The organism is Paraburkholderia fungorum, from assembly GCF_902833645.1.
Taxonomy (GTDB): Bacteria; Pseudomonadota; Gammaproteobacteria; order Burkholderiales; family Burkholderiaceae; genus Paraburkholderia; species Paraburkholderia fungorum.
Window position 1 is genome coordinate 269,536 of record NZ_CADFGE010000004.1, and the last position, 25,658, is coordinate 295,193.

Sequence of the window (25,658 nt, forward strand, 5' to 3'; positions counted from 1 at the left end):
ATGGACGTTAAGTTGAGTCGCCGCTCTCTGCACGGAGAGCCTCTTTGCTCACTGTGTCGTGGTTGGGAATACGGAACAGATTGAGCGTCTTTCGCCATGACGGCGCGCGGAAATCCTGGATGTCTGCTACGTCGTTAAAGGCGAGGAAGTAGGGGTGAGGTGAAAATGCGTAACGTCGGATGCCGTCTACATCGACCAATGGTTTGAGCGATACGATATCGATTACGGACGTTGCTATATCCAACAAGATTCGCAGAGCCTGCTTGAAAGCGATCTTCGAGTCGAGGTTAACCTGGATCCCTTTGGTTGCGCTTTTCGCGTAATAGTAGTTGCTTGAGATATTGCCAATCCCGACGTGATCGAAGATCTCGTAAGTCATTAGTAATATCGCGTATACCTGTTCGAGATCGTCGCCAATTACCGGACCTTGGCCTGTTTTCTCCATCCTATCTACGTGCTTCCATAGGGCATCGCTGATTCCTTTGAGCTTGGCTCGGATGACGAACTCGAAGGAACTGTCGGGGAAATAGTCGGAATCTTGGCGAGCAGAGGCGCCAGCGTAGATCCGCCGATAGAGCGAATATGGTGTGGTGATAGCGATCTTTTCGGCTTGTTTTCCTCGACTGAAAATATCAGTTTCGCCAAAATCCAACGATCTGATCTTTTCGATAAAACTCTTTTCGTGTGCATAAAAACTGTCGAGTGCGTTCTTTTTGAGCACCACTTCGATTTGAGACGCCGTTTGCGTCGCCCGGTGGGCGCTTGCGATGATGGCTGACAGCGGAATGGATAGCGACAGCAGCGCTAACGGCAGCTTGCTGATAGCAACGAACTCCTTAAAGCCGTCCGAACTCATATCGATACTACGGCCATGCCAAGCAAAATATCCAAAAAATATGAAGGACAGCACCGGGGCCGCGATGCTCGCCCAGAAAAGTGGTTGGGCGGAAAGTGTACGATGGTCCATACGGTACCAGCATTTTTTATAGAAGCAGACTGCAGCGATGGCCAGTACCGCGAAATAGGCTGCTAGATAGAGCATCTCTTCCCCCGAGTTCTTTGACAGAACTATACCGAAAAGACGCCGATCAATCGATCGACGTGTCCTCTCGTAACGTACCATTGCTCGTGGATCCCAAAACCGGCGGTAGCCTATCCTGCCGTCCCTCGTTTTTCCGCTGTTCCATTTGTCTCGCGCAGATCCCGTGAGCTAGGTTGACCGCTGACCCGCAAATGGAACGACTGCCCAGCGCAAGAAAAACGATCCACAGGCGCAGAAAAAGCGTCTGATGCGTACGGCAAACCAAACCTCGCGCACGAGATGCTAAGTGCCTCCTTAGGAAGGATATATACCTGCTCGCGCAAATTGATATATCCATCTGGGACGCTAGGTCGTGGGTGCTGGCGCAATATCGAGAACACAGAGTTCCGTGCTGCGCGCAGAAAAATTCGAGTGCCATGCCGGATTGTTGTGTACAGGGTCGGCGGCTTCCGCAACTCGAAGGTGCGGCGGTGCCGGGAGCAGCGCGGAAAAAGCAGCATGGTGGAACAGACTCAATCTAATACCGCGATTGTCCGGCGCAATATGGTGGACTGTGGTCCTTTGCGACGCAGCTTACGTGTCCGTTGAATCTAGCCGTTAGCTGTCGATTGTTCGGCTGAATGGTCGGAGCGGTCGTGCTCTCTCGTGCAAATCCGTGCATGTTGCCCCTGCACGACGGCACAAAAAAATTTCCTATTCCGGTCGGTTCCGCTGGATTCCAGCGTATTCCAGCGCTCTGATTCAGGAAGGATTCCGGCTATTGACGATCACCATGAATCGTTTGCAAGATGACCCCGTGTTGTGCGTCGGAGCGAATCATGCCGGTGGTGAAGAGCTTTACTCAGGCGCAGTGGGATGCGGCTTCGCACCGTCTCGACGCGCTGCCGGAGAAGCCCGCGCACGAGCATCGCGTCAATGTCCGGGATGCGATCAAGTCAATGCAGGCCCAGATCAGTCGTGCCCAGAGGAAGGGGTACACACTGGACGAAATTGTGCAGCAGCTCGCAGAGGATGGTGTCGAGATCAGTGCGAGCACGTTGAGATACGCCATGCAGCGGGCAGCGAAAGAGGCGCAAACCACGCAAGTGGGCACGAATAGTATGCCCAGTACGGCACCGGCAACGCGTGCAAAGAAGGAGCGCCAAGAACGGACATCGCATACCGACAAGAAGCTTGCCGGGAAAACGCAGGATGGGGGAAAGACGGTCAGTCAGCAGGGTTCAATGGTGATTCGGGACGCGTTCTCGTTCGAGATCACGCCCGATGTTGAAAACTTGTAGAGGGTTCAAATGGACACGACGATTTCCCCGATATACCTGGTTGGCGGCAGCAAGGGCGGTGTGGGCAAGAGCTTTGTCTCGCTTGCACTGGTCGATTATTTTCAGGAGCAAGATATTCATGCTGCGCTGGTCGAAACCGACACCTCAAATCCAGACGTCATGAAAGCAGTGCACGAAGAGATTCATTGTGTTGCCTATAGTCTGGACGATGCAGATGGCTGGATTGGCCTCGTCAATTTCTGCGACGCACATCGGGACGCGGCGGTAATCGTTAACACGGCGGCGCGTAATCAGGCCGGTGTCGCGCGATTCGGCGCGATGCTTGCCGGTGCGCTGGGCGAGCTTCAACGCCGACTCGTCGTCCTGTGGGTGATCAACCGGCAGCGCGACAGCCTTGAACTGCTGCATGGTTTCAGCCGGACTTTCCCCGATGCTGTGACGCACGTTGTCCGTAACGGGTACTTCGGTACGCCGGACAAGTTTTCGCTATATCAGACATCGGAGCTTCGTAAAACCATCGAGGCGAAAGGAAAATCACTCGATTTTCCCGAACTGGCGGATCGAGTTGCCGACGAACTGCGCGGCCAGCGTCTGTCGATACGTAAGGCGGCGGAGACGATGCATATCGGCGAACGGGCAGAATTGTTGCGATGGCGCGCGCTATGCAGTGCAATGTTTGCTAGGGTGACGATCGATGAGTAAGGGGCGGGGCAGGCCACCAGACGCGCTTGCCCGCCTGTATCTCGATGTCACGGGTGAACTGCCCGACGACGCTAGTGTCCTGAGGATGCGGCGGGTGTCGACGGCGCTGAACTTGCGCGATAACGACGCGCTGTGGTCGGTGCTGGTCATGCTCGAGCATTATGGTCGGCTCTATGAGTTGATGCCCGAGCGCATCCGGCAGGCAGGTGCGGGCAGTCTCGATGCGGTGAGAGCCGAAACGCGCACGGCGGCGGATGCGCTGATGGCAAAGCACCGGGACGCGCTCGAGCGCTGCAAGGCAACGATCGAGTTGGCCGAGCGAATGATCGGCGAGCACGAAACGCGTTATCGGGCTGCGCTCGCGCAATTGAACAGCGAGGCGTTGACGTTGCTATCGGAACGGGTGGCGAACCGGATCGCCTATGCAGCAGGGAACCGTCTTGTCGGTGCGATGGCTATTGCGGCGCGCGATCACCGGCAACGGTTCGATGCGGCAATGGCGTCGTATGAGCGGGTTGCCGAACGGCGTTTCGTGAGGGCGTGCTATGGGCTGGCAATCGGCGGGCTTGTTGTGATGGCGCTGGCGGCGAGCGTTGGTGGGCTGGCAGGCTGGTGGGCGAGCACCCATGCGGTGCGGGCAGGCGGCTTGCCGTCGGCCCGCACCGCTTACACCTCGTCAGTGTCGCCTTCCATGAATTCGGCGGCGTGGCGAAGCAGGTCTGCTGCCGCGTCGTTCTGGTCGAAGGCGATCATCGGTGCCCGGTAGCCTTCATCTTCGGCGCGGGCACGTGCAATGTCGTAATGCCGGCCTTCGTTGTATTGCAGGTCGGTGGCTTCGACGAAGGTGAGGTAGAGATCGGGTGAGCCTTCGGCATTGGTGGCGAGCACGGCCATACGGATGCGGTTGGTCATGATGTGTTCCTCCGGCGTTGTGTGGCGGGCAGCGGATAGGGGCTTGCCGCCGGCCTTGCCCCGTTTCCGGGGCGAAGGGTTGCGTTACGCTGTGAGCGGGCGGGACTCCGTGCGGTGCATGCTGTCCGATGTCGGGAAAGGCCACGGCGTCAGTTGGCAAACGGCGGCTGGCGCAGTTTCCGCGTTAGTGGGCTTGTCGTTGACGTGTTCTGTGCTGCTACCTGCATCCGGTTCCGCGTCGGCGTTTTCGCCTTCCGGCGCTTCGTCCGCGCCGTCTCCGGTATCCGCGTCGTCGCTGTCGTCCTCATCCTCGTCGTCACGGTTTTCCCATGACGGCGTGGACGGGACTTGATCGGTGAAGATTTCCGGCAGCCACGCTGCCTTTGCGAGCCTAAGCTCGGCGGCTGCCGCAGCGTCGGCCTTCTTCATTTTGTCGAGGTCGGCTGCAGCCTTGGGTGACATGGCGGCGGATACAACTTCCGCAATACGCGCCTTGCTGACATGATCGAAATACGTGGCGCGCGTGGGCGTCCAGTACCGGGTCATGTCGAGGTGCAACGCGCCTGCGAGCCGGTTGATCTCATGTGGCTTTTCCTCGCCCGCGATGCCGTCGAGCAGGGTGCCGGTGCAGAATGCGAGCAGGTCAAGTAGCGTCGTGCCGGGATCCTGTTCGATCAGCCACGGCAGGAGGTCGCCCCGATTTGTGGGCAGTTCCGCAATCCAGCGCGCTCGCTGCGTTTCGATGGCATTCCATGCGGGGCTGGCGGACAGGTCTTCGGCAGCACGCAGCAGGCTGTCGTGGTTGTTCTCGCCGGACAGTGCGAAATAGCTGCGTGAGGACGCGTGCCCGTAGTACTCGGGCAGTGCCTTCGGGACGAGGTAGTGCAGCAGGGCTGCGAGCGCTACGGTGGGCTGCGCGATCAGTTCCGCGTGGACGGCAGCGGTACGGTGTGCTGTGAGCCGCTGGCAGAGTTTCGCGCTATGGACGGGTTTGATCTTCGGAGCCTTCGCGGATACGGTGTCCGGGCCTTCGGCTGCGGCGATGCCGGTGACGGTCGCGCCTGCCGCGTCGAGCGCCGCGCTGTTCTCGCGACGCACGAGGCCACGTTCGATGACGAGTTCGCCCTGTGGCCCGACGATCGCGAATGCACCCGCTTCGGCCATCTGCTGCGCGTCCCATACGAGTGTGCGGCTTTCGAGTGCGATGATTGCCGCGTTGACCCGCTCGATTTCGTCATTGAGCCGATCGGCTTCTTCGTAGGCATCTTCGTCGTCCTCCGACAGTGCCTCGATCTTGTCAGCGAGTTCGTCCTGCTGCATGATGAGGGTGTCCATTTCGTGCTGCTCGTCCTCGGTGTATGGGCGTTGCACCGGGCGCAGCCTGCCGTGGCGGTTGAGTTCGGAAAAATCGCGCTCGACACGCGTTTCAGTCCAGCCCCAACCTTCTGCCTGCACTTCGGCGGCAGCCGCGTCGAGCTTCTGTGCGACGAGCTTCTGCAGCAGTTCGGCGTCGGCGATGTACCCGGCGTTCTCGTCGTCGCTGAACAGGTCGCGGCGCACGTATCCACCTGCTGCCTCATAGTCGGCGAGGTTGACAAAGCGCACGAGGCGACTGCGGCTCACGTCGATTTCGGCCCGCGTGATCGCCTGCCGCAAGTAGTTCGGCTGGCGTTGCCACTCGTTCGCGTCAAACCAGATATGCTCCTGCGTTTCGTGGTCGTCTGCGAGGGCGAGTGCGGCAAGCTGGTCGAGCGTGATCGCATCCTCGCGCAACAGGGCGAGCAGTTTCGTCGATACGTTGGCGAGCTTCATGCGCCGCTTGACGGTGAGCGGCGATGCTGAGAAAAGCGCCGCGATGTAATCGACGCTGCGGCCTTCTTCTGCGAGCATCCGATACGCGCGCAGCACATCGAACGGGTCGAGTCCTTCGCGTTCGCTATTCTCGATCAGGCTGATCGCGAGGGCTTCGCCTTCGCTGACGATCCGCACCGGCACCGGATAGTCGGCTGCGATATGCTTCTGCTCGTGCAGCAGGTCAAGCGCTGCTTCGCGGCGCTGGCCCGCGCAGACGCCGTATTTGCGCTGCTTGCCGCGCGCCCCCTTCATCTCGTGGACGACGAGATTTTGCAGCAGTCCCTTTGCCCGGATGTTGGCGGCGAGCGCGGGAATGCCCGACAGGGGTTTCGTGCGGGCGTTGAGCGGTGAGGGCCGTAGACTGGAATACGGCACGGTGACGACTGGTTGTTCGTTGCCGAAGTTGGATTCGAGCGGTGAGACGGTTTCGTTGATGTCTGCCGAGGTGGTTTCGGTTTGGGCTTGCATGACTGACTCCAGAAAATTAAAAAGAAGGTCCGGGTCGGGTGCTGCCGGATTCCATCAGGACGTGACCCGGAAAGGAGTCCTAATGGAATTTGATGGGACGGGGCGGTGGGAAGCTGACGCCCCGGCGGCGTTTACGCTTTCATTTGGCGCATCGCGTCAGCGAGCATCCACAGCGCGCGGTTAAGCTTCACGTTCTGGTCGATGCCGGTGATGGGGCGCGTGGACATGGCACGTCCGCTGCGCGAACGTCCGTGCAGGCCGCCCTTCGTGAGGTTTTCTTGCACACGGTTGAATACCGTCCAGAGGTCGTCGCGGCGATCCTCGAAACGGCGCAGCATCAGTAGCTGGTCTGCGGTGACCGGGGCAGGTGCTTCGGCGTCGGTCGGGTCGTAGCGCAGCGCGAGGGCAGAGCGGGCGAACGCGTGTTGTTCGTCGCGGTCGAGCGCGACGGCACGCATGCCTTCCTTCTGCTCGCGGATCAGGTCGAATCCGTCGAGTACGTCGAATGCACCGTTGATGACGTTCTGGACGATGTTGCCTTTGTGCGGCACGCGAATATCTTGGAGGTTGTCGCCCACCACCATGCCGTTCTGGCAGACGAAGCGGAGCACGCCCGCGAGCATTTGGTAACTACTCGTGCCGTCGTGCGAGTTGAGCAGCACGATTTCGTTGGCCTCGTCGCCGTTGATCTGGTCGGCATGGCGAAGCCGAAGCATGTGCTTCGTGTATTCGCGCTTGCCTTCGTCGCGCACGCGGGTCTGGCAGACCATGAAAGGCTGAAAGCCTTCGTTACGCAGGCCGCGCAGCACGTCGATAGTCGGAATGTAGGTGTAGCGTTCCGAGCGACTTTCGTGCTTGCCGTCTGCGAAGATCGACGGGGCTACGTGGTGGATTTGATCGTCCGACAGCGGCGTATTGGCGCGCAACATCGGGGAGCCGTAACGGAAAGAGGAAGCGAGTTGCATGGCGTTCTCCACAGCAAAGAGGTTGAATTACGGGCTGTGGGATGGCCTTGCCGCTTGCGCGTGAAACCTTCCCGGTGGAACTCGGGGTTGGCTTCTGCTTTTGCCTGGCACCCGGTTTCCTGCCCGTGCGACCCAAGGAGTCGAAGGCGGGGCGGTGTCAAGGAAAGAGGCGAGGGAGGGGTGCGGGCAACACGGTCCCTCGCCCCTTGACACCGCCCCGCCTTCGACTACGGTCGCGGGACAGGGCAGGAAAGAGGGTGGCAGGCAGATGCCAAGGCGCGAGTTCGACGGGAAGAATGGCGAAGCTTTGGTTATTCACAGTTTCTGGGGGCAACGCTGTGAATAACCGCCGCGGCAGAAGCGTAAGTAATTGAGGGGTATCGGATTTCGCTTTGGACGTCGCGGTCAGCACGAAACGAGTCAGGCTTCAGGCGTTTGACGGGTTTGAGGAGCTCTCGTTCTGGCGATATGCATCCATCAGGACGTGCACTAAACGTGTTGACTCTACGGAGGGCAGCAGGCGTCTTGTGACTCGTTGGTGTCGACTTCTGCCGACATAGCAAACTTTCCCGATGTAGCGGCCGATACGTGCATACAATTGCGAGCAATCCCAACACACGACTCCAGCCATGGACATCCAGAACCATCTCTACAACCTATTGATGTCCGCAAATGAAACAGCTTGGACCGGCACATCATGGGTGATGGAGTACGACCGGGTTTTCGAATACACCCACCCACAGGTCAAGCGGCAATTCGAAGCTTTGGACGACACGGCCTTGGCGGCGCTTATGGCGCTGCCAACGCTTTTTGCCTATGAAAAATACGTGGGCGCTCCGGCGCATGTGGGGCGAATTACCGGTATCACCCGCAGGCAGAAGGAATTCGCCTTTACCTTCAATTTCGACAACACCGTGGCTCCCATCTCTTACGAGACCCTCATGCAGTTGCTGCCGGCGCTCGACATCGACCCGAAATGGGAAGTGAATCGCAGCCACTGGGCCGTGAAAAATGTCGATCTCGCGAACGTACTGTACGGCGCCGGGTTGTTGCCCACTGGCACGCTGGGACCGCTTCGACGCCCACCCCGGGTCTTCATCTCCTACTCGTGGGATTCGCCAGAACATCGGGCATGGGTCACCCAACTGGCCATGACCCTGCGGCAAAACGGTGTCGAAGTGGTGCTCGACCAATGGCATGTGCGCCTTGGCGAGGACTTGGCCCACTTCATGGCGCGCAGCGTGCGAGAGAGCGACCGGGTGCTGATGATCTGTACTGAGACCTATGTGCAAAAGGCGCAGCAGCGACAGGGCGGCGTGGGCTATGAGCAGATGCTAGTCACCGCGCAGATGATGAGGGAGGTTGGCACCGCGAAGTTCATTCCTATAATCCGGCAGTCAGGCCATCCCCGCCAGTTGCCAGACGAACTGGCCGGACGCATGTATGTGGACCTTTCCGATGGCCCCGAGCAACATCTCAACTTCCAGCGTCTCGTGCGGGAACTGCACGACATCGCGGTCTCGTTGCCTCCGCTTGGGGCGCGGCCGTTCTAGGCCTCATGGAGCTTGCTTATGGACCGCCTGCACGCCGAGCGCATCGCAAAGCAACTGCAATTCCCGCCGGATTTCTTCGATCCGCCCGACCCTCGTCCCGATGAATGGCCGGACAACCCCGAGCTACGCCGAGCCGTGGACTGGTTCAAGAGCTTCATTCCCCCTCATCAATGGGTACAGCGCCGGGAGCGGGCGGCCCGCCGGCTGTACCTAAGTGCGATGGGCATCGGCGACGGGGACGGCCGCTTCTTCGATGCCAAGGACGGCTTCGGCTGGTACCTGTTCTTGGGCGAGGCCTTGCTGGATCACATCGGCAACTACGACTACGTTTTCGGCTCAAGGGTCATCCCTGTTCTTCAAGCCATCGGGCGCGACCTGGATCTGCTGCAACAAGTCGGCGGCCTTGCGCTGCGAATTCAGCGCATGGTCGGCAAGGAGCGCGGGCAGCCCAACGGGGGCCTCTTCGAACTGCTTGTCGCGGCCTGCTACCGGCGAGCCGGCGCCAGCGTCGCCTTCGTCGAGGAGAAGCCGGGACAGGCCCAGACTCACGACATGGATGTCGCGCTCCATGGCCGCACGTGGGCCGTCGAATGCAAGCGCATGGAGGTGGGGGAGTACGGTGAGAGCGAACGGCTGCAGATCGGTCGGCTATGGTCCGACTGCTCCGCGCATCTGGCGAGGCTTGAACGCAGCACGCTGTGCAAGGTCAGCTTCCAGGTCGAGCTCCAGACTATTCCCCCGGATTACCTCAAGGCCAAAGTCCTCGAGTGGCTGGTGTCTGGCAAGAAGGAGATGGCATGGAGCGACACCACGGCAGTTGGCAGCATCGCCGCGCTCGACCTGCGTCCGCTGCAGAAGGTGTTGTCCACGGACCTGGTGCTGGGCAGCAGCCACCGGATCCTGGAACTGTTGACGGGCCGCTATGTCCGCAACGCCCACTACCAGACTCTGCTGCGAACCAAACCCAGCGACAACCCACGGTACGTCGAGGCGTGCGATCTGGCAGTTGTCCTGAACTGGGAAAGCCTGAGCGACGGCGCACTGGACAGTAAGGCACGCGACATTCGCAAGAAGCTGTCGGAAGCAACCGCCCAATTGCCCGACGGGCGGCCGAGCATCGTCCACATCGGTTTTGAGGCGGTCGAGGGTGACAAGGTCGAGCGCCTGCGCCACGCAAAGATCCTCAGCACGGCAGGTCAGTTCGATCCAGGCAACAAGCAACTCGAGTACATCTATTGCCACTACCTCGTGCCCGAGAGCCCGCCGCACGAGTGCTGGGCCTTTGATGAAACCACGCAGTGGTGCGCGATCCGCTCCACCCAAGCCAAGCCCTTGGACCGCTGCTTCTTGGTCCTGCCACCAGGCGTCCACAATCGCCAAGGTCCGCACTGGCAGGAATAAATCTGCGTGCCGCACAAGATGAACCGCCACTCAGATTGCGGTGCCAGAATAATCTAAGGAGGATGCATGCGCATAGAAGTGCAGGATGAGGAGGACCTGGAACAGGCGCTTGCCGAAATCCATCGGCGAGCCAACGCCTACGAGGGACCACTGATGCAGGAGTTCAGGGAGTTGGCCAGGCTGAGCGCCCCCGTCAAGGTCGATGAACCTCTCGGCAAGCAGTTCCAGGACGGCATATCTGGCATGGACGATGCCATGGCGGGTCGCCGCAAGGAGACCAAAGAACGTTTCGAAGAGGCGCTGTCGCTGTTGATGGTGCTTGCCTTCCCGGCGAACCGCGCCACGGAGCAGGCTGTGCGTCTTGAACTCAACGAGATGCTGGGACCTGACCAGCGAATCGACTCCATGCAGATGCGTGTCGGAAACCGCAAGTTCAGCCTGAAAAGTCATCTGGGGCGACGCCCCACGAAGCGCCAAATCGCGTTGCGGGATGCCTTGCTGGTCTTCCTGCCCCTCCAGACCGAGGAGAATCTGTGAGCACGACATCCGCCGCCGCGACAGACACTTCCACCACGAAAAAGAAGAATCAGCCGGCCCCACCAGCTCTGGTCAAAGCAGTCGGCAAACTCTTCGACATCGCGGTAACGACTTCCCCACCCCTGCAGCTCCAGGCCATGGCCCGCGACAAGCTTTTTGAGATGCTCGTGCTGACTCGGTTGTTGCGGGCCTTTCGGCGCGCGCATCCTCAGGGGCGCATTGAGCATCGGCCGTTATTCAAGGCTGGCAAAGCGGGCAAAGTTGGTAAAACTGGCAACGCGGCAGAGGTGATCGTGGCGGGGAAGCCAGCCTTGGCCGACCGCAGCCGATTCTCTCACTTCGATCTGTTTGATAAGAATGGTGTCCTGTTTGGGGAGGCTTGGACCTCGGTCGAGTTCGAATCGTTGAGCTGGGCCCTGAACGGTGGCGCCATTGGACAGGCCCCTCGTCACGCTCGCCATGAGCTTGACGTGTGTGTCCTCGAACCCGGTGCGGGCCAGCAGCCGGCACATTCGCAGGTTTATGCGGGCGTCAGCTGTAAGGATGTGCGCAAGTCGGCCAAGGAAAACGTACGGGAAGCCTTGGGTCTGCGGCGCGAAACAGCCTTCCTGTCCGATCTTCAGAGAAGCCTGGTTCCGTGGCTCGTTCCACAGGTCCCTGCCGACCCAGGCGCACCGATCCTGCTGGCGAGTTCCGATGCCGGCGTGAGGCGGTACGCCTCACCGGTGGACAACATGGGCGTCTATGTGCGGTTTGTCCGCCGGCCGTGGGAGGCGGAGACCTGAGTCCGGTATTCCGCAGCGTCGAAGTCCGCTCTGGATCGATCGCGACCTTTGGCACCAAACGGTAGGCTACCTGCGACTTGTTTTGACTCTGATTGATAGATCAGGTCTCGGTCTATACCTATCAAGCGCGCTATGTCCTTCACATCAACTGTCGATGGAACGGCAGCGGTTAAGCTCTTTGTGTCAGCAGCTACCTGCTACCTATCTGAAATTCACCCGTGCCTCTATCTTCTTGACAGCATCTAACGTACTAGTGCCATAGTTGGCGTCATCGCAAAGTTCTCTGAGGGCAAGCAAATCATTACCATCTCCCAATTCCCCCAATACCTGAATACAAAAAATGGCAATACCGACAGCACCCCCATGAAGTCCAAAGTCGTAGTATGAGACCTGAGCCTGTCGCTTATCCAAAGCTTCGCGGCAGGCCAGCAGGGCTAAGTCCGGATATGTATCTACTATGGATCGCCGAGCGTTGCGATCCCAAATTCGAGTAGATGTAACCAGCTCAAGAGCGCCAGCACTTGCACACTTGGAGGCATCAAGGAGAGTCGATCTAGCACCGTCCGTGAGACTGGAAGATTGAGGATCTTTAACGTCAGTCCGAGCTGACCAGTACAAAAGGTCACCGCATGCCAGCAAAGCTCGCTGAGCATCCGTGGTAGCGTCCCCTCGCGTGAGCGGGAGATCTACACCTAGAGACCCTAAGCATTCGTGTGCAGCAACAAAGACCTCGATCGCATCTTGTGGCATGAAGGCCTTTTCGTCGGGCAGCATTGTCCATGGCGCAATCGCAGATGCCACGATGGGATCACTAAACTCAGACAGCCGCCGGATAAGAATTCCAAGAAATGAAAGATACGGGCGTGTCGCGCCGCGACAAGCCTTGGTAAACAAGGCCTTTTTGCGTGCGTCATCGAGTCCTTGCACTTCCTCCCAGTACGCCGCATCAAAGGGATGATCAAATTGGCAAGAAAAAATGCCCCATGCCGCTCTGTTGGCCTCCTCTCCCTCCGTGTTTAGCGCTTCATCGATTTCGCGGCGAACGACGTCAGCGTGATCGTGTGCTGCCTCGTCCAATGCCCCGAGTGCCTGAAGCGCCTCGAAGATAATTGAGTTCATCACTACCCCTAGCTTGTCGAGGGAGCCTTCGAGAGCATCGATCATCTCGGTGCGATACGGCTCCTCCACGTCACGAAGGTACAACACGAAATTGAGAAGATCGAGTTGGAGATGGTAGGGGTACAACCGTATGTTTTGAAGCAAGCTTCGGACGTGAGGGACCACCTCTTTGCAGTATTCCGTCGATCTTGTTAACCCGATCAAAAGATAGAACTGTCCCGGTGTCTTCGCATCTGACCATGCTTTTGTTATCGCCGTGCCGAAATCCTGACCTGGTGGCCCGCGACGCGATAGGAAACCGCTGTGAATGAAGTGCATCAATCGCGATATTGCGGCAGTTCGGTCCATGACGTACGCCTGCCAGAACATTGCATGGCGAAGTGGGATCTTCTTCTCCTTGGCTGCAGTGGAAAATTCTTTTGAAGCGGTTGAGATGGCTTCGTCCATATAGCCACAGGCGGCCATGACAATATCTATGTATTGTCCTTCCATTAGGCCATCACTAATAGCCTCGATGTACCGACTACAATCCTCCGTATCTTGTCGGACTGAATCCTCGGCAACGGTTACGCCTTCCCATCCCTCGCCAGTCAACTCAAACCGGATTGTTTTCGCCTCGGCAACCATAGCGTCCAAGGTGTCGTCTAATCGCCGCTTTACGATCGAGAGGGCCGCGGAACCGCATTCGCCACGGCGGCAGTCTGCCAGGAGATTTTCATCTGTTGTTTTGTCGAGGACACTATTGATTGCGCGATCATCCTCAAGGCCGCCGACGATAAAGGTGCGGCATGACTGGAAACGGGGGGATTTGAGAATCAAATGAATCTGGGAAAAATGTCCCCCCAATTCCCGGATTACGGATTCTGCTGCGAACGCCGAGTAGAACAGTTCATGTGTAAAACTCACCCTATTTCCACGCAGGTTGAGAAGCTCCACGCGAAACAGCGTATCTCGAGCATCACCGCCGATCGACATCGAGTCGGCAAGTCTGTCAAACTCTCGGATAGAAACACTGAAGCACGTTCTTTCTATAAGTGTGCTGGCGAGGGCGGCCATCAGCCGAATACCGTCTCGGGCGGCACTGCCTAGCTTGCTCCTTGAGTAGGCGTCGAAGAGGGCAAACTTGCTCGCACCTGTTGGCAACAACCAGCCGGCCTCTCCGATGAGTCTCGCCTCGAGTCCCGATCGAGCGACACGAAGGAGTGCCGTGCAATTGACAGCTTGATCTCCTTGTTCCTCGATTCTGGCGAGAATTGTCTTAAGTTCATCGGACGGGCGTCGAACGAAGATCCTCCTTAGCGACAGTAGTTCTGCACAGGTCGGGTCGTGTTGCGTGCTGATGACAAGGCCTGCGCCGAAGCGCAACGAAAACGCGCGGAGGCTTCGGGTCAAGGCAACCTTCAGGTCATCACGGCATTCGTTATAGCCGTCCAGGAAAAGCACAATTCGCTTTCCAAGAAACTTGCAAGCACTTACGATACTCTTCGTCGAACGAGTATTGAGCAATGAGACTTCGCGGTCGAGAAGCCCTTGAAGTCGTCCATCGAAATCCATTGCAGAAACGAATATTGGGACACAATTTTGCTCAATGCTTGACATCGCACACGAGACCATAAGCAGCGTCTTCCCGCAACCAGATGGGCCAGAGATCAATACGCAATCGCTAGTGCTGGCAATTGTCGATTGAACGTCTGCGAGCGCAACAACAGTCTGTTCATAATCGTACTGGTCGGCGAGAAGGTTAGTCGCGCGGGGACTGTAAAATTGCGCGAAGGATGTTAGGTAGGTAGCGCACATTCGCTCGGACGAAAGAATCTTTTCATTCAGTGCGCCGTCAATGGATACGACCGGTTCCAAATGCAATCGCCGAGCGAAGGCTTCGCACAAGTGGTCCGTTAGGATCGCCCCCGAACGCTGGCCTAGCATCTGCTCGATTTTCTCTGTCCCGCCGACAGCAACCTTAAAATCGCCTGAGGTTACTTCAGAGCCATTTGGAATATTCGGCATGACAGCGACCAGACCGTTCGGATATCCGTCAACTTTTGTGATCTCCTGGAGCTCGTCGCGCAGACGGTTTTTTGCGCCGAGAGCCTGCTCGTAGGCATTCCCAACTTGCCTCGCACCAAATGGCCCAAGTTGTGTCCATGGGCCGTTGATTTCACCCTGTATCGGTTGGCGATAGCTTTTGGCTTCGATAACAAGGGTTGTCGTATCAGTAAAGACCGCGAGGTCGACTTGACGACCGCGCACATTGAAGTTGGCGAAAATGTAGGCCCAGCCAGAAGATTGAACTACGGTAGCGTGGACCGCGCGAAGTACATCAAGGTCGGACTGGTGCTCAATCTGAGCACCAATATAGATACGAACACCGCTATTGGAGTCCTGAGCGGGCGTCACTGCGCGTTCTCCGGAAGCGTTCGTGCGAGGTAGCGGCAAAGCACTCCACTGAGACCTACCATTAACTCCGCTTCTTCGAACTGAGGCGACTTTCCTTCGATCAAGTGACGACCGTTGTTCGAGGTGTACCCCCACGCTTTCTCGACGATCTGATTGACAGGTGGCGGAAAGATCCCGGGATTCCGTTGGATTAACTGTCCCAATGTATCTTTGCTACCGGTCACGTCTCGCGCTACACATTCGAGAGCCGCCATGGCGTGTTGAATTGCTCCGGTTGTTTCTGCCTGTGGGCGCCTGGAGAGATCGTTCAGTGCCTCGTGGAGTTCGGTGGCAGCGGTCTTTCGTCCTTGCTGAAGTAGTTCCGTCTGACCTTGGCGGACCGCAGCTTCAAAAACCTCAGTACCGCGGGTCTCGACGCGGTTATTGATAAGTTGCCAACCAACACCGGCCGCTCGAAAAAAACGGTTCATTTCGTCAGCGTAGCTGTGCCCCCGACGCTCACTTTCCTCCGCGAGCATCTCGATCAGATCGTAGACTTCAAACCATTCGCAATCGTCGACGAGTTCTCTAACCTCGCCATCGATATTGGGAAACTCCGACCAATTATTCCCGTCAGGCGACCGGTAAAGGATTTGGCACAAGATCCGTCTTATGTCGTTTGGCTTAAAGCCAGATCGATATGCGATCTGGATTGCCGCTTCGCGCACCTGTGTCGGAGCGTCATTCCTGATTGTGATCTCCGCGTCCGGGCGGACGAGACCTTGACGTTGAGAGAACGAGTCCATGTGATCTTGCTCCGAAGTCCGATGCAATAGCATACTGCTCGGCCCGTGCTTTCCACCGTTGCGCGTTTTTCAACAGGGACGTGCGGAGTTCCGGTAGCGTTGGCATTAACTGTTTGACGGCTCGACGTCGAGAGTCAAGGCATCACTTGAGTTTCCGCAAGACGTGCCGGTTCGGCGCAAGAGTCTTCTAGGCGTGCAAGGTCTCGAATACGCAGACTGACCCGGTGTAGCCTGCCATCAGTATGGTGACGGCCGTATCGCTGACCGGCAGAAGAGGGGGCGAATAGGCCATGAGTGTAGACCTAGTGTAGACCACACGACGCCTGAAATGGACAAGGGGTTACGTCAGACGACGTAACCCCTTGTTTTATATGGTGGCGAATCAGGGATTCGAACCCCGGACCTGCGGATTATGATTCCGTCGCTCTAACCAACTGAGCTAATTCGCCGAAAGAAGCGAGATTATGAGGATAGGGCTGGGGGCTGTCAACCCCCGCCACGCAACTTTTTTAAAGTGCCCCGTCCTGGAGGCGTTTCAGTCCTTGGCGTAAATATCCGAGTCCTTGGTTTCCTTGACGAACAGCATGCCGATCACGAGCGTGATGAGCGCGACCACGATCGGATACCACAGCCCCGAGTAGATGTTGCCCTTGGCCGCCACGATCGCGAAGGCAGTCGCCGGCAGGAAGCCGCCGAACCAGCCGTTGCCGATGTGATACGGCAGCGACATCGAGGTGTAGCGGATGCGCGTCGGGAACATCTCCACCAGCATTGCCGCAATCGGCCCGTAGACCATCGTCACGTAGATCATCATGATCGTCAGGATCACCACGCTCATCGGCCAGTTGATCTGCGACGGATCGGCCTTCGGCGGATAGCCGGCGGTCTTCAGCGTGGTCGCGAGCGTCTTGTCGAACGCCTTGCCCTGGTCCTTGGCGTCGGCGGCCTTGCCGTCATACGTGTTGATCACCGTATCGCCGACCTTGATCTCCGCCAGCGTGCCAGCCGGCGCCGCAACGTTCTCGTAGTTCAAGCCGGCTTTCGAAAGCGCGCTCTTGGCGATGTCGCAGGAACTCGTGAACTTCGCCGTGCCGACCGGGTTGAACTGGAACGAACACTCGTCCGGGTTGGCGATCACGACGATCGGCGACTTCGCCGTGGCCGTTTCGAGCGCCGGGTTGGTGTAGTGAGTCAGCGCCTTGAACAGCGGGAAGTACGTGCAGGCTGCCAGCAGGAGGCCGGCCATGATGATCGGTTTGCGGCCGATGCGGTCCGACAGCGAGCCGAAGAACAGGAAGAACGGCGTGCCGATCAGCAGCGCGATCGCAATCAGGATGTTGGCCGTCGCGCCGTCGACCTTCAGCGTCTGCGTCAGGAAGAACAGCGTGTAGAACTGACCCGTGTACCAGACCACGGCCTGGCCGGCGGTCAGGCCGATCAGCGCGAGGATCACGATCTTCAGATTCTTCCACTGGCCAAATGCTTCGGTCAGCGGCGCCTTCGAGGTTTTGCCTTCGGCCTTGATGCGCTCGAACACCGGCGATTCATGCAGTTGCAGGCGAATCCACACCGACACGCCGAGCAGGACGATCGACGCGATGAACGGAATGCGCCAGCCCCATGCGGCGAACGTGTCTTCGCCCATGGCGGTGCGCACGCCGAGAATCACCAGCAGTGAGAGGAACAGGCCGAGCGTGGCAGTCGTCTGGATCCATGCGGTGTAGAAGCCGCGGCGGCCAGCTGGCGCATGTTCCGCGACGTAGGTGGCCGCACCGCCGTATTCGCCGCCGAGTGCGAGGCCTTGCAGCATCCGCATCGCGATGAAGATCACTGGCGACGCAATGCCAAGCGACGCATAACCGGGCAAAAAACCGACCAGGAAGGTCGACAGCCCCATGATCACAATCGTGACGAGGAACGTGTATTTACGCCCGACCATATCTCCAAGGCGGCCGAATACGATCGCGCCGAACGGCCGAACTGCGAAGCCCGCGGCGAAGCTAAGGAGCGTGAAGATGAAAGCGGCAGTCGGATTGACGCCGGAGAAGAAGCTCTTGCTGATGAAGATGGCGAGTGAACCGGCCAGATAGAAGTCGTACCACTCGAAAACCGTACCCAGCGACGATGCGAAGATCACCCGCTTCTCTTCGTGCGTCATCGGCGCCTGGGAGAGTTGTCCGCCAACGGTAGCCATATGTCGTCTCCAATATTGATATGTACACGTGGTCCGCCGGTAAAGGCGTTCCCGTGAAACGGATTATTGGAGTGGAAACTTACGGCCTACTGACGTGGAAGGGTCAAATGTCAGTATCGGCTGCACGCTATAAAATTCTGCAAAAGTACGGTAATTGACGCCTAAGTTCTTGCAAAATATGATAACGCCATCTCAATATGATGGCGGTCCTGATGGGTGCTTTTGGCCTCCCTAGGGTAAGTCCTGTGCCCGTTCGAGCACGTGCAAGCTGACACGGACAAGCGTTCCGGCAAGCCGCGGGGAGGTTTGGTAGACGTTGTCGTCGATTGTCATCTCGCCGCCGTGCATGGTTGTGATCTCGCGTACGATCGCAAGCCCGAGGCCGCTGCCGTCGCCCTCGCGACCGAGAATCCGGTAAAAGCGCTCGACCACCCGCGGGCGCTCGGCCACCGGAATGCCGAGTCCGGTGTCTTCCACTTCCAGATGCACGCGCCGCGCCGTCGCGTCGTGCCGCACCCGCACGGTGATCCGGCCGCCGGCCGGCGTGTAGCGGATCGCGTTGTCGATCAGGTTCGACAACATTTCGCGCAGCATGACCGGATTGCCGTCCACTTCGACCGGTTCTTCGGGCGCTTCGTAGCCGAGGTCCATCTGCTTGGCGAGCGCGGCCTGGACCCAGTCGCGCACCGCGCTGCGCGCGACTTCCGTCACCTCGACGGGCGTGAAAATCTGGCCCGACATGCGGTTTTCCGCGCGCGCCAGCGCCAACAACTGGGTGACGAGGCGCGCCGCATGCTCCGAACTGGTGGCGATCTGTTCGAGCGAGCGGTGGACTTCCGCGGAGGCGTCCTGGCGCAGCGCCAGTTCAGCCTGGGTGCGCAGGCCGGCCAGCGGCGTTTTCATCTGATGCGCGGCGTCGGCGATAAAGCGCTTTTGCAACTCCATGTTTTGTTCGAGACGCGTCAGCAGATCGTTGAACGACGTCACCAGCGGCTCGATTTCCGGCGGCGCGCGGCGCGCTTCAAGCGGCGACAGATCGTCCGGGCGGCGCGCGCGAATATGCGCCTGCAGCGCATGCAGCGGCGCGAGTCCGCGCGACAGGCCGAACCACACCAGCAGGATCGCCAGCGGCAGGATCACGAATTGCGGCAGGATCACGCCTTTGATGATGTCGTTGGCAAGCTGGCTGCGCTTGTCGAGTGTTTCGGCGACCTGTACCAGCACCGGCTGCGCGCCGGGCGTCTGCGGAAACTCGACGGTCGTATAGGCGACGCGGATATCGTTGCCGCGCAGCACGTCGTCACGAAATTCGACGAGGCCCGGCGGCGGCCGGTCTTCCTCGTGCGGCAGCGGCATGTCGCGCTCGCCGCCCACCAGTTCGCCGCGCGTGCCGAGCACCTGATAGAACACGCTGTCGACATTGTCGGCGCGCAGAAAGTCGCGGGTGGAATCGGGCAGCGACAGCTCCGCCACGCCATTGATCGGATGAATCTGGCGAGCTAGCACGTAGGCGTCGGTTTCGAGCGCGCGGTCGAACGGACCGTTGGCGATCGACTTGGCGACCAGGTAAGTGATCGCGAGGCTCATTGGCCAAAGCAGCAGGAGCGGCGCCAGCATCCAGTCGAGAATTTCGCCGAACAGCGAACGTGGGCGCGCTTCAGCGGCGGCTTCGGTCTCGTCGGGCGGGGCGAACGGATTGGCGTAGCGCTCGTCGCGCGCTTCGTCGAGGTCCGCCGCGTGCGCCGTGGCGCGGTCTGCGCGTGCGGACATGGGGGCTCTCTATTTGTAGTGATGACTCGCCGGCATCGCGGCCGACGGCGGCGATGCCGGTGGTTCGGGCTCGGCGGAACCGGGCGGCGCGAGCGCGCCGGCGCTGACGTTAGAAGGCTGGGCGGCTTTCTCGAGGCAATACCCGAGGCCGCGCACGGTGATGATGCGCACGCCGCTCGGCTCGATCTTCTTGCGCAACCGGTGCACGTAGACTTCGATTGCGTTATTGCTGACTTCCTCGCCCCATTCGCACAGATGGTCGACCAGTTGTTCCTTCGATACCAGCCGCCCGATCCTTTGCAGCAGCACTTCGAGCAGACCTAGTTCACGCGCCGACAGGTCGATCACCAGCTCGTTGACGTAGGCGATCCGGCCCACCTGATCGAACGACAGCGAACCGTGCCGCACTACGGTCGGGCCGCCGCCCGCGCCGCGTCGGGTCAGCGCGCGCACGCGCGCCTCGAGCTCGTTCAGGGCGAAGGGCTTGGCCATGTAATCGTCGGCGCCGAGATCGAGGCCCTTGACGCGTTCGTCGACGCTGTCAGCGGCCGTGAGAATGAGCACCGGCAGGTTCGAATTGCGGGCGCGCAGGCGGCGCAGCACCTCGAGCCCCGACATGCGCGGCAGGCCCAGATCGAGGATCAGCAGGTCGAAAGTTTGCATGGACAGGGCGGTGTCGGCTTCGACGCCGCTCTTCACATGATCGACGGCATAGGCCGATTGGCGGAGTGATCGAACCAGACCGTCCGCGAGTATGCTGTCGTCTTCGGCAATCAGAATTCGCATGGTGCGCCAACCTGGCCTTGCCGGCACCGTGGGGTGTTTCCCCGGCGCACAGCGGTCTCCGAAAATTATTGTGGGTAGTTGGGCAGCGCGACGGTAAAAATGCGCGTTCGCATGAGAATCGCGCTTGCCAAAACTACTGTTTTTTTATACAGTGTCTGGGTTTCGTGTGCGGTCCGCTAAAAAGGGCGGCACATCTGCCTCAGACGCCGTTCATCATAGCAAAGGACGATTCATGGAAGAAAGCAAGAAAGGCTCGGCTGGACTGACTGCTGAAAAGAGCAAGGCACTGGCTGCCGCACTCGCGCAGATCGAAAAGCAGTTCGGCAAAGGGTCGGTCATGCGGCTCGGCGCAGGTGAGGCGGTCGAAGATATCCAGGTGGTCTCAACCGGATCGCTCGGCCTCGACATCGCGTTGGGCGTCGGCGGTTTGCCGCGTGGCCGTGTGGTCGAAATTTATGGCCCGGAATCGTCCGGTAAAACCACGCTGACGCTGCAAGTCGTCGCCGAAATGCAGAAGCTCGGCGGCACGGCAGCGTTTATCGACGCGGAACACGCGCTGGATATCCAGTACGCGGGCAAGCTCGGCGTGAACGTCAGCGACCTGCTGGTTTCGCAGCCGGATACCGGCGAACAGGCACTCGAGATTGCCGACGCACTCGTGCGCTCGGGCTCGATCGACATGATCGTGATCGACTCGGTCGCGGCACTCGTGCCGAAGGCCGAAATCGAAGGCGAAATGGGCGACTCGCTGCCGGGTCTGCAAGCGCGTCTGATGTCGCAAGCGCTGCGCAAGCTCACCGGTACGATCAAGCGCACGAACTGCCTCGTGATCTTCATCAATCAGATCCGTATGAAGATCGGTGTGATGTTCGGCAATCCGGAAACCACCACGGGTGGTAACGCGCTGAAGTTTTACGCGTCGGTGCGCCTCGACATTCGCCGGATCGGTTCGATCAAGAAGAACGACGAAGTGATCGGTAACGAAACGCGTGTGAAGGTGGTGAAGAACAAGGTTGCGCCGCCGTTCCGTGAAGCGATTTTCGACATTCTGTACGGCGAAGGCATTTCCCGTCAGGGCGAAATCATCGACCTCGGCGTGCAGGCAAAAATCGTCGACAAGGCCGGTGCCTGGTACAGCTACAACGGCGAACGTATTGGTCAGGGCAAGGACAATGCACGTGAATTCCTGCGTGAGAATCCGGACATTGCCCGTGAGATCGAGAACCGTATCCGCGAATCGCTGGGCGTGAATGCCATGGCGGAAGCGGTGACCGGCGCAGGCGCTGAAGTCGCAGACGAAGAAGAGTAACCCGCACGTGATACGCAAGGGCCGGCCGCTGTCCAATGCTGCTAACGCTGGACGCAACGCGGACGGCCCGCGTGTCGGTGACGATGATCCGCGCGATCCGTTTGATCCGTTCGATCCTTTCGAGTCATTCGACGCCCACGATCGCGCAGAGGGCCGCCAGTCGCGGCCCGATTCCTCCGCCCAAGCTGCAGCGGACCCGTCCGAAACCACCTACAGCCGCTCGCGCCGCACACCCGGCGAGGCGAAGCCAGGTCAGGACGACGCAAAAAAATCCCAACGCCCAGCCCGTTCGCTAAAAGGACGTGCGCTCGGCTATCTGTCCCGGCGTGAATACAGCCGCACCGAACTCGCGCGCAAGCTCAAGCCGTTCGTCGAAGAAACCGATTCGCTCGATACCTTGCTCGATTCACTGGAAGCCGAAAACTGGTTATCCGATTCGCGCTTTGCGGAAAGCCTGATCCATCGGCGCTCGTCGCGTTTGGGCGCGAGCCGGATTGTCGGCGAATTGAAGCAGCATGCGGTGGACCAAACGCTGGTCGAAGAAGCGAGTGCGCAGCTGCGCGAAACCGAGCTTGCGCGCGCTCAGGCCGTCTGGCGGAAGAAATTCGACCGGCTTCCGGAAACGGCGGCCGAGCGGGCCAGGCAAGCGCGCTTTCTGGCGTCGCGTGGGTTCTCGGGTGCAACCATCGGCAAAATTCTCAAAGGGCTCGACGAGGAGTGGAGCGGCGAGTAGCCCCACTTTGAGATAGCATCCGCCGCGCGCCCCGGCCCGCGGTGCGGCCCTGCGCGTTCCGCGCTGTCCCAAATACCCAGTATGCTAAAATCCGGGGGTTTTCCAATCCGGCCTTTCCTTCCCGCATGCCGCTCTCCCCGCCAGTGTCCCGTCAGTTGCGCCACCGTCGCGCAATCAGAGCGGAAGCCTATGAGCGAGCCGATGGCCTGTGGGATGTGGAAGCGTGCTTGACCGACGAAAAACCGCGTGATGTGGTGCTTGCGTCGGGCGTCCGGCCCAATGGTCAGCCGATCCATGAACTCTGGCTTCGCATCACCATCGATCGCAAGCTCAATGTCGTCGACGCCGAAGCGTCGTCCGACTGGGTGCCCTATCCAGGGTTGTGCCAAGCCAGCAATCCCGCCTACCGTGCCCTCATCGGGCTCAATCTGTTCAACAATTTCCGTCGCGATGCCGCCCGTTTGCTGGCCGGCACGGCTGGTTGCACGCATCTCACCGAGTTGTGCGCACTCCTGCCGACCGCTGCAATCCAGGCATTCGCCGGCGACGTGTGGAACACCAATGAAGGCACGCCGGGCGCGGAGGCGGGTTCAGGGAACGGCTCGTCGCACGGCAAAGACGAGCATTCCAACGATAAACCGCCATTCCAGCTGGGACGCTGCCACGCGCTGCGTTTCGACGGCGAGGCGGTGCAACAGTTTTATCCGCGCTGGTATGGCCGCGCTCCGTATACAGCGGATCGCGCGGCATCGTCAGGCGCCGGGGCAGCCCGCCAGACAGGCGAGGGCGGCAACGCGTCCGGCATGAACGACGGCAGCGGAAACGATGTTCAATCCAACTCTCAGACTGAAGGGAATCACGCATGAAGATTCACGAGTACCAGGGTAAGGAAATCCTGCGGAAATTCGGCGTCGCGGTACCGCGCGGCAAGCCGGTCTTCTCGGTGGATGATGCGGTCAAGGCCGCGCAAGAGCTCGGCGGCCCGGTATGGGTCGTGAAGGCTCAGATCCACGCGGGTGGCCGTGGCAAGGGCGGCGGCGTGAAGGTCGCCAAGTCGCTGGATCAGGTTCGCGAGTATTCGGAGCAGATCCTCGGCATGCAGCTCGTCACGCACCAGACCGGTCCGGAAGGCCAGAAGGTGAATCGCCTGCTGATCGAAGAAGGCGCTGACATCAAGAAGGAACTGTATGTCGGCCTGGTGATCGATCGCGTTTCGCAGAAGATCGTCGTGATGGCATCGAGCGAAGGCGGCATGGACGTCGAAGAAGTCGCGGAAAAGACGCCTGAGCTGATCCACAAGATCGCCGTCGATCCGTCGACCGGTCTGAAAGACGCCGAAGCCGACGAGCTCGCCACGAAGATCGGCGTGCCCGCCGCTTCGCTGCCGCAAGCACGCGCGATCCTGCAAGGCCTGTACAAGGCATTCTGGGAAACCGACGCATCGCTGGCCGAAATCAACCCGCTGATCCTGACCGGCGACGGCAAGGTCATTGCGTTGGACGCGAAATTCAACTTCGATTCGAACGCACTGTTCCGTCACCCGGAAATCGTCGCGTACCGCGATCTGGACGAAGAAGATCCGGCTGAAGTCGAAGCGTCGAAGTTCGACCTCGCCTACATCTCGCTCGACGGCAACATCGGCTGCCTCGTGAACGGCGCAGGCCTCGCAATGGCAACGATGGACACCATCAAGCTGTTCGGCGGCGAACCGGCGAACTTCCTGGACGTGGGCGGTGGCGCCACGACCGAGAAGGTCACGGAAGCGTTCAAGATCATGCTGAAGAACCCGAACCTGACCGCGATTCTGGTCAATATTTTCGGTGGCATCATGCGCTGCGACGTGATCGCGGAAGGCGTGATCGCGGCGTCGAAGGCCGTGTCGCTGAAGGTGCCGCTCGTGGTCCGCATGAAGGGCACGAACGAAGACCTGGGCAAGAAGATGCTGGCTGAATCCGGCCTGCCGATCATTGCGGCAGACAGCATGGAAGAAGCGGCTCAGAAGGTCGTCGCGGCCGCTGCGGGCAAGGCGTAAGCCAAACCCCAAGCGCGTTTACCAGGATTACGAATGGCGGCGCGTGTGTGATGCATGAGCGGCGCGGGCGAAGAACATCCCGCCGCGCCACGCACCACCGCGACGCCAAACGAACAGAGGTCAATACATGTCGATTCTGATTAACAAAGACACCAAGGTCATCACGCAGGGCATTACCGGCAAGACCGGTCAGTTCCACACGCGTGCTTGCCGTGAATATGCAAACGGCCGCGAAGCGTACGTTGCAGGCGTGAACCCGAAGAAGGCCGGCGAAGATTTCGAAGGCATTCCTATCTACGCTAGCGTCGCTGAAGCCAAGGCTGAAACGGGCGCAACCGTGTCGGTGATTTACGTTCCGCCGGCAGGCGCTGCTGCTGCGATCTGGGAAGCCGTCGAAGCCGAGCTGGATCTCGCAATCTGCATCACGGAAGGCATTCCTGTCCGTGACATGATCGAGCTCAAGGCACGCATGCGCGCGAAGAACAGCAAGACGCTGCTGCTCGGACCGAACTGCCCGGGCACGATCACGCCGGACGAACTGAAGATCGGCATCATGCCGGGTCACATCCACCGCAAGGGCCGCATCGGCGTCGTGTCGCGTTCGGGCACGCTGACGTATGAAGCAGTCGGCCAGTTGACGGCGATCGGCCTCGGCCAGTCGTCGGCAGTCGGTATCGGCGGCGACCCGATCAACGGTCTGAAGCACATCGACGTGATGAAGATGTTCAACGACGATCCGGAAACGGACGCCGTCATCATGATCGGCGAGATCGGCGGTCCGGACGAAGCGAACGCTGCTGAGTGGATCAAGGACAACATGAAGAAGCCGGTGGTTGGCTTTATCGCCGGTGTCACGGCGCCTCCGGGCAAGCGCATGGGCCACGCCGGCGCGCTGATCTCGGGCGGTGCGGACACGGCTGAAGCCAAGCTGGAAATCATGGACGCATGCGGCATCAAGGTCACGAAGAACCCGTCGGAAATGGCGCGTCTTCTGAAGGCGATGCTGTAAATCAAAATTCGCGGCTCGCACAGCG

At 59.6% G+C, this 25,658-nt stretch carries 21 protein-coding genes and 1 tRNA gene; 12 read left to right on the forward strand and 10 right to left on the reverse strand.

The window, feature by feature from the left end; all coding sequences use genetic code 11:
• Nucleotides 1-7: 7 nt before the first annotated feature.
• Nucleotides 8-1,042, reverse strand: a complete 1,035-nt coding sequence (locus tag HWX91_RS15745) for a hypothetical protein (protein ID WP_127837948.1) — start codon at nt 1,040-1,042, stop codon at nt 8-10.
• An 818-nt stretch (nt 1,043-1,860) separates the two neighbouring features.
• On the opposite strand from HWX91_RS15745, the gene HWX91_RS15750 reads away from it, so the two are divergent.
• Genes HWX91_RS15750 through HWX91_RS15760 form a run of 3 tightly spaced genes read left to right on the forward strand, consistent with a single transcriptional unit; the run spans nt 1,861 to nt 3,790 of the window.
• Nucleotides 1,861-2,322 carry a hypothetical protein gene (locus HWX91_RS15750; RefSeq protein WP_028196278.1) on the forward strand — a complete coding sequence of 154 codons (462 nt, stop codon included), beginning with the start codon at nt 1,861-1,863 and terminating at the stop codon, nt 2,320-2,322.
• 9 nt (nt 2,323-2,331) lie between these two features.
• Nucleotides 2,332-3,024, forward strand: coding sequence for a nucleotide-binding protein (locus HWX91_RS15755; RefSeq protein ID WP_028196277.1), 693 nt, complete (start codon nt 2,332-2,334; stop codon nt 3,022-3,024).
• Nucleotides 3,017-3,790: a hypothetical protein gene (locus HWX91_RS15760; protein ID WP_028196276.1), complete on the forward strand. Its 774-nt coding sequence runs from the start codon at nt 3,017-3,019 to the stop codon at nt 3,788-3,790. The genes HWX91_RS15755 and HWX91_RS15760 overlap by 8 nt, the downstream gene beginning before the upstream one ends.
• Here the strand turns inward: HWX91_RS15760 and HWX91_RS15765 are convergent.
• The 3 genes from HWX91_RS15765 to HWX91_RS15775 all read right to left on the reverse strand — a co-directional run bounded on the left by HWX91_RS15765 (nt 3,691) and on the right by HWX91_RS15775 (nt 7,223).
• Nucleotides 3,691-3,936, reverse strand: coding sequence for a hypothetical protein (locus tag HWX91_RS15765; protein ID WP_028196275.1), 246 nt, complete (start codon nt 3,934-3,936; stop codon nt 3,691-3,693). The genes HWX91_RS15760 and HWX91_RS15765 overlap by 100 nt on opposite strands.
• A gap of 84 nt (nt 3,937-4,020) precedes the next feature.
• Complete coding sequence (locus HWX91_RS15770) at nt 4,021-6,258, reverse strand: ParB/RepB/Spo0J family partition protein (RefSeq protein ID WP_028196274.1); 2,238 nt, start codon at nt 6,256-6,258, stop codon at nt 4,021-4,023.
• Nucleotides 6,259-6,389: 131 nt separating this feature from the next.
• Nucleotides 6,390-7,223: a DUF932 domain-containing protein gene (locus tag HWX91_RS15775; RefSeq protein ID WP_028196273.1), complete on the reverse strand. Its 834-nt coding sequence runs from the start codon at nt 7,221-7,223 to the stop codon at nt 6,390-6,392.
• A 629-nt stretch (nt 7,224-7,852) separates the two neighbouring features.
• Between HWX91_RS15775 and HWX91_RS15780 the strand changes: the two genes are divergently transcribed.
• The 4 genes from HWX91_RS15780 (at nt 7,853) to HWX91_RS15795 (ending at nt 11,499) form a co-directional block, all read left to right on the forward strand.
• A complete protein-coding gene (locus HWX91_RS15780; RefSeq protein ID WP_051743362.1) occupies nt 7,853-8,776 on the forward strand; it encodes a toll/interleukin-1 receptor domain-containing protein in 924 nt (307 codons plus the stop codon).
• 18 nt (nt 8,777-8,794) lie between these two features.
• Nucleotides 8,795-10,177, forward strand: coding sequence for a hypothetical protein (locus HWX91_RS15785; protein ID WP_051743363.1), 1,383 nt, complete (start codon nt 8,795-8,797; stop codon nt 10,175-10,177).
• 66 nt (nt 10,178-10,243) lie between these two features.
• Entirely contained in the window at nt 10,244-10,714 is a 471-nt protein-coding gene (locus HWX91_RS15790; RefSeq protein ID WP_028196272.1) for a hypothetical protein, read from the forward strand.
• Nucleotides 10,711-11,499: a hypothetical protein gene (locus HWX91_RS15795; RefSeq protein ID WP_028196271.1), complete on the forward strand. Its 789-nt coding sequence runs from the start codon at nt 10,711-10,713 to the stop codon at nt 11,497-11,499. The genes HWX91_RS15790 and HWX91_RS15795 overlap by 4 nt, the downstream gene beginning before the upstream one ends.
• Before the next feature lie 201 nt (nt 11,500-11,700).
• On the opposite strand, the gene HWX91_RS15800 is transcribed toward HWX91_RS15795, so the two are convergent.
• From HWX91_RS15800 to HWX91_RS15825, 6 genes are all read right to left on the reverse strand, one after another.
• On the reverse strand, nt 11,701-15,015 hold the full coding sequence (locus tag HWX91_RS15800) for an NERD domain-containing protein (RefSeq protein WP_051743364.1): 3,315 nt from the start codon (nt 15,013-15,015) through the stop codon (nt 11,701-11,703).
• On the reverse strand, nt 15,012-15,800 hold the full coding sequence (locus HWX91_RS15805; RefSeq protein ID WP_028196269.1) for an AbiJ-NTD4 domain-containing protein: 789 nt from the start codon (nt 15,798-15,800) through the stop codon (nt 15,012-15,014). Before HWX91_RS15805 ends, HWX91_RS15800 begins: the two co-directional genes overlap by 4 nt.
• 372 nt (nt 15,801-16,172) lie before the next feature.
• Nucleotides 16,173-16,249: transfer RNA gene (locus tag HWX91_RS15810), tRNA-Met, on the reverse strand.
• Nucleotides 16,250-16,335: 86 nt separating this feature from the next.
• A complete protein-coding gene (locus HWX91_RS15815; RefSeq protein ID WP_028196268.1) occupies nt 16,336-17,994 on the reverse strand; it encodes an MFS transporter in 1,659 nt (552 codons plus the stop codon).
• A 231-nt stretch (nt 17,995-18,225) separates the two neighbouring features.
• On the reverse strand, nt 18,226-19,764 hold the full coding sequence (locus HWX91_RS15820) for a sensor histidine kinase (protein WP_028196267.1): 1,539 nt from the start codon (nt 19,762-19,764) through the stop codon (nt 18,226-18,228).
• Nucleotides 19,765-19,773: 9 nt separating this feature from the next.
• Entirely contained in the window at nt 19,774-20,550 is a 777-nt protein-coding gene (locus HWX91_RS15825) for a response regulator transcription factor (RefSeq protein ID WP_028196266.1), read from the reverse strand.
• A 232-nt stretch (nt 20,551-20,782) separates the two neighbouring features.
• Here HWX91_RS15825 and recA point away from each other — a divergent pair, with 232 nt between their 5' ends.
• From recA to sucD, 5 genes are all read left to right on the forward strand, one after another.
• Nucleotides 20,783-21,859: a recombinase RecA gene (recA, locus tag HWX91_RS15830; RefSeq protein WP_028196265.1), complete on the forward strand. Its 1,077-nt coding sequence runs from the start codon at nt 20,783-20,785 to the stop codon at nt 21,857-21,859.
• Between the two features lie 7 nt (nt 21,860-21,866).
• Complete coding sequence (gene recX / locus HWX91_RS15835; protein ID WP_028196264.1) at nt 21,867-22,592, forward strand: recombination regulator RecX; 726 nt, start codon at nt 21,867-21,869, stop codon at nt 22,590-22,592.
• A gap of 125 nt (nt 22,593-22,717) precedes the next feature.
• Nucleotides 22,718-23,458: a DUF2889 domain-containing protein gene (locus HWX91_RS15840; protein WP_028196263.1), complete on the forward strand. Its 741-nt coding sequence runs from the start codon at nt 22,718-22,720 to the stop codon at nt 23,456-23,458.
• The gene (sucC, locus tag HWX91_RS15845) at nt 23,455-24,624 is read left to right on the forward strand and encodes an ADP-forming succinate--CoA ligase subunit beta (protein ID WP_028196262.1); all 1,170 of its coding nucleotides are present in this window, start codon (nt 23,455-23,457) and stop codon (nt 24,622-24,624) included. The genes HWX91_RS15840 and sucC overlap by 4 nt, the downstream gene beginning before the upstream one ends.
• Before the next feature lie 127 nt (nt 24,625-24,751).
• Entirely contained in the window at nt 24,752-25,633 is an 882-nt protein-coding gene (sucD, locus tag HWX91_RS15850; protein ID WP_028196261.1) for a succinate--CoA ligase subunit alpha, read from the forward strand.
• The last annotated feature ends 25 nt before the right edge of the window (nt 25,634-25,658 follow it).

What these genes read in the sequence shown, in the direction of transcription:
- HWX91_RS15755 (WP_028196277.1), top strand. Translation starts at nt 2,332, where the DNA reads ATGGACACGACGATTTCCCCGATATACCTGGTTGGCGGCAGCAAGGGC.
- HWX91_RS15750 (WP_028196278.1), top strand. Translation starts at nt 1,861, where the DNA reads ATGCCGGTGGTGAAGAGCTTTACTCAGGCGCAGTGGGATGCGGCTTCG.
- HWX91_RS15785 (WP_051743363.1), top strand. Translation starts at nt 8,795, where the DNA reads ATGGACCGCCTGCACGCCGAGCGCATCGCAAAGCAACTGCAATTCCCG.
- HWX91_RS15780 (WP_051743362.1), top strand. Translation starts at nt 7,853, where the DNA reads ATGGACATCCAGAACCATCTCTACAACCTATTGATGTCCGCAAATGAA.
- HWX91_RS15775 (WP_028196273.1), bottom strand. Translation starts at nt 7,223, where the DNA reads ATGCAACTCGCTTCCTCTTTCCGTTACGGCTCCCCGATGTTGCGCGCC.
- sucD (WP_028196261.1), top strand. Translation starts at nt 24,752, where the DNA reads ATGTCGATTCTGATTAACAAAGACACCAAGGTCATCACGCAGGGCATT.
- HWX91_RS15815 (WP_028196268.1), bottom strand. Translation starts at nt 17,994, where the DNA reads ATGGCTACCGTTGGCGGACAACTCTCCCAGGCGCCGATGACGCACGAA.
- HWX91_RS15840 (WP_028196263.1), top strand. Translation starts at nt 22,718, where the DNA reads ATGCCGCTCTCCCCGCCAGTGTCCCGTCAGTTGCGCCACCGTCGCGCA.
- sucC (WP_028196262.1), top strand. Translation starts at nt 23,455, where the DNA reads ATGAAGATTCACGAGTACCAGGGTAAGGAAATCCTGCGGAAATTCGGC.
- HWX91_RS15770 (WP_028196274.1), bottom strand. Translation starts at nt 6,258, where the DNA reads ATGCAAGCCCAAACCGAAACCACCTCGGCAGACATCAACGAAACCGTC.
- HWX91_RS15765 (WP_028196275.1), bottom strand. Translation starts at nt 3,936, where the DNA reads ATGACCAACCGCATCCGTATGGCCGTGCTCGCCACCAATGCCGAAGGC.
- HWX91_RS15820 (WP_028196267.1), bottom strand. Translation starts at nt 19,764, where the DNA reads ATGTCCGCACGCGCAGACCGCGCCACGGCGCACGCGGCGGACCTCGAC.
- HWX91_RS15805 (WP_028196269.1), bottom strand. Translation starts at nt 15,800, where the DNA reads ATGGACTCGTTCTCTCAACGTCAAGGTCTCGTCCGCCCGGACGCGGAG.
- HWX91_RS15745 (WP_127837948.1), bottom strand. Translation starts at nt 1,042, where the DNA reads ATGCTCTATCTAGCAGCCTATTTCGCGGTACTGGCCATCGCTGCAGTC.
- HWX91_RS15760 (WP_028196276.1), top strand. Translation starts at nt 3,017, where the DNA reads ATGAGTAAGGGGCGGGGCAGGCCACCAGACGCGCTTGCCCGCCTGTAT.
- HWX91_RS15825 (WP_028196266.1), bottom strand. Translation starts at nt 20,550, where the DNA reads ATGCGAATTCTGATTGCCGAAGACGACAGCATACTCGCGGACGGTCTG.
- recA (WP_028196265.1), top strand. Translation starts at nt 20,783, where the DNA reads ATGGAAGAAAGCAAGAAAGGCTCGGCTGGACTGACTGCTGAAAAGAGC.
- HWX91_RS15790 (WP_028196272.1), top strand. Translation starts at nt 10,244, where the DNA reads ATGCGCATAGAAGTGCAGGATGAGGAGGACCTGGAACAGGCGCTTGCC.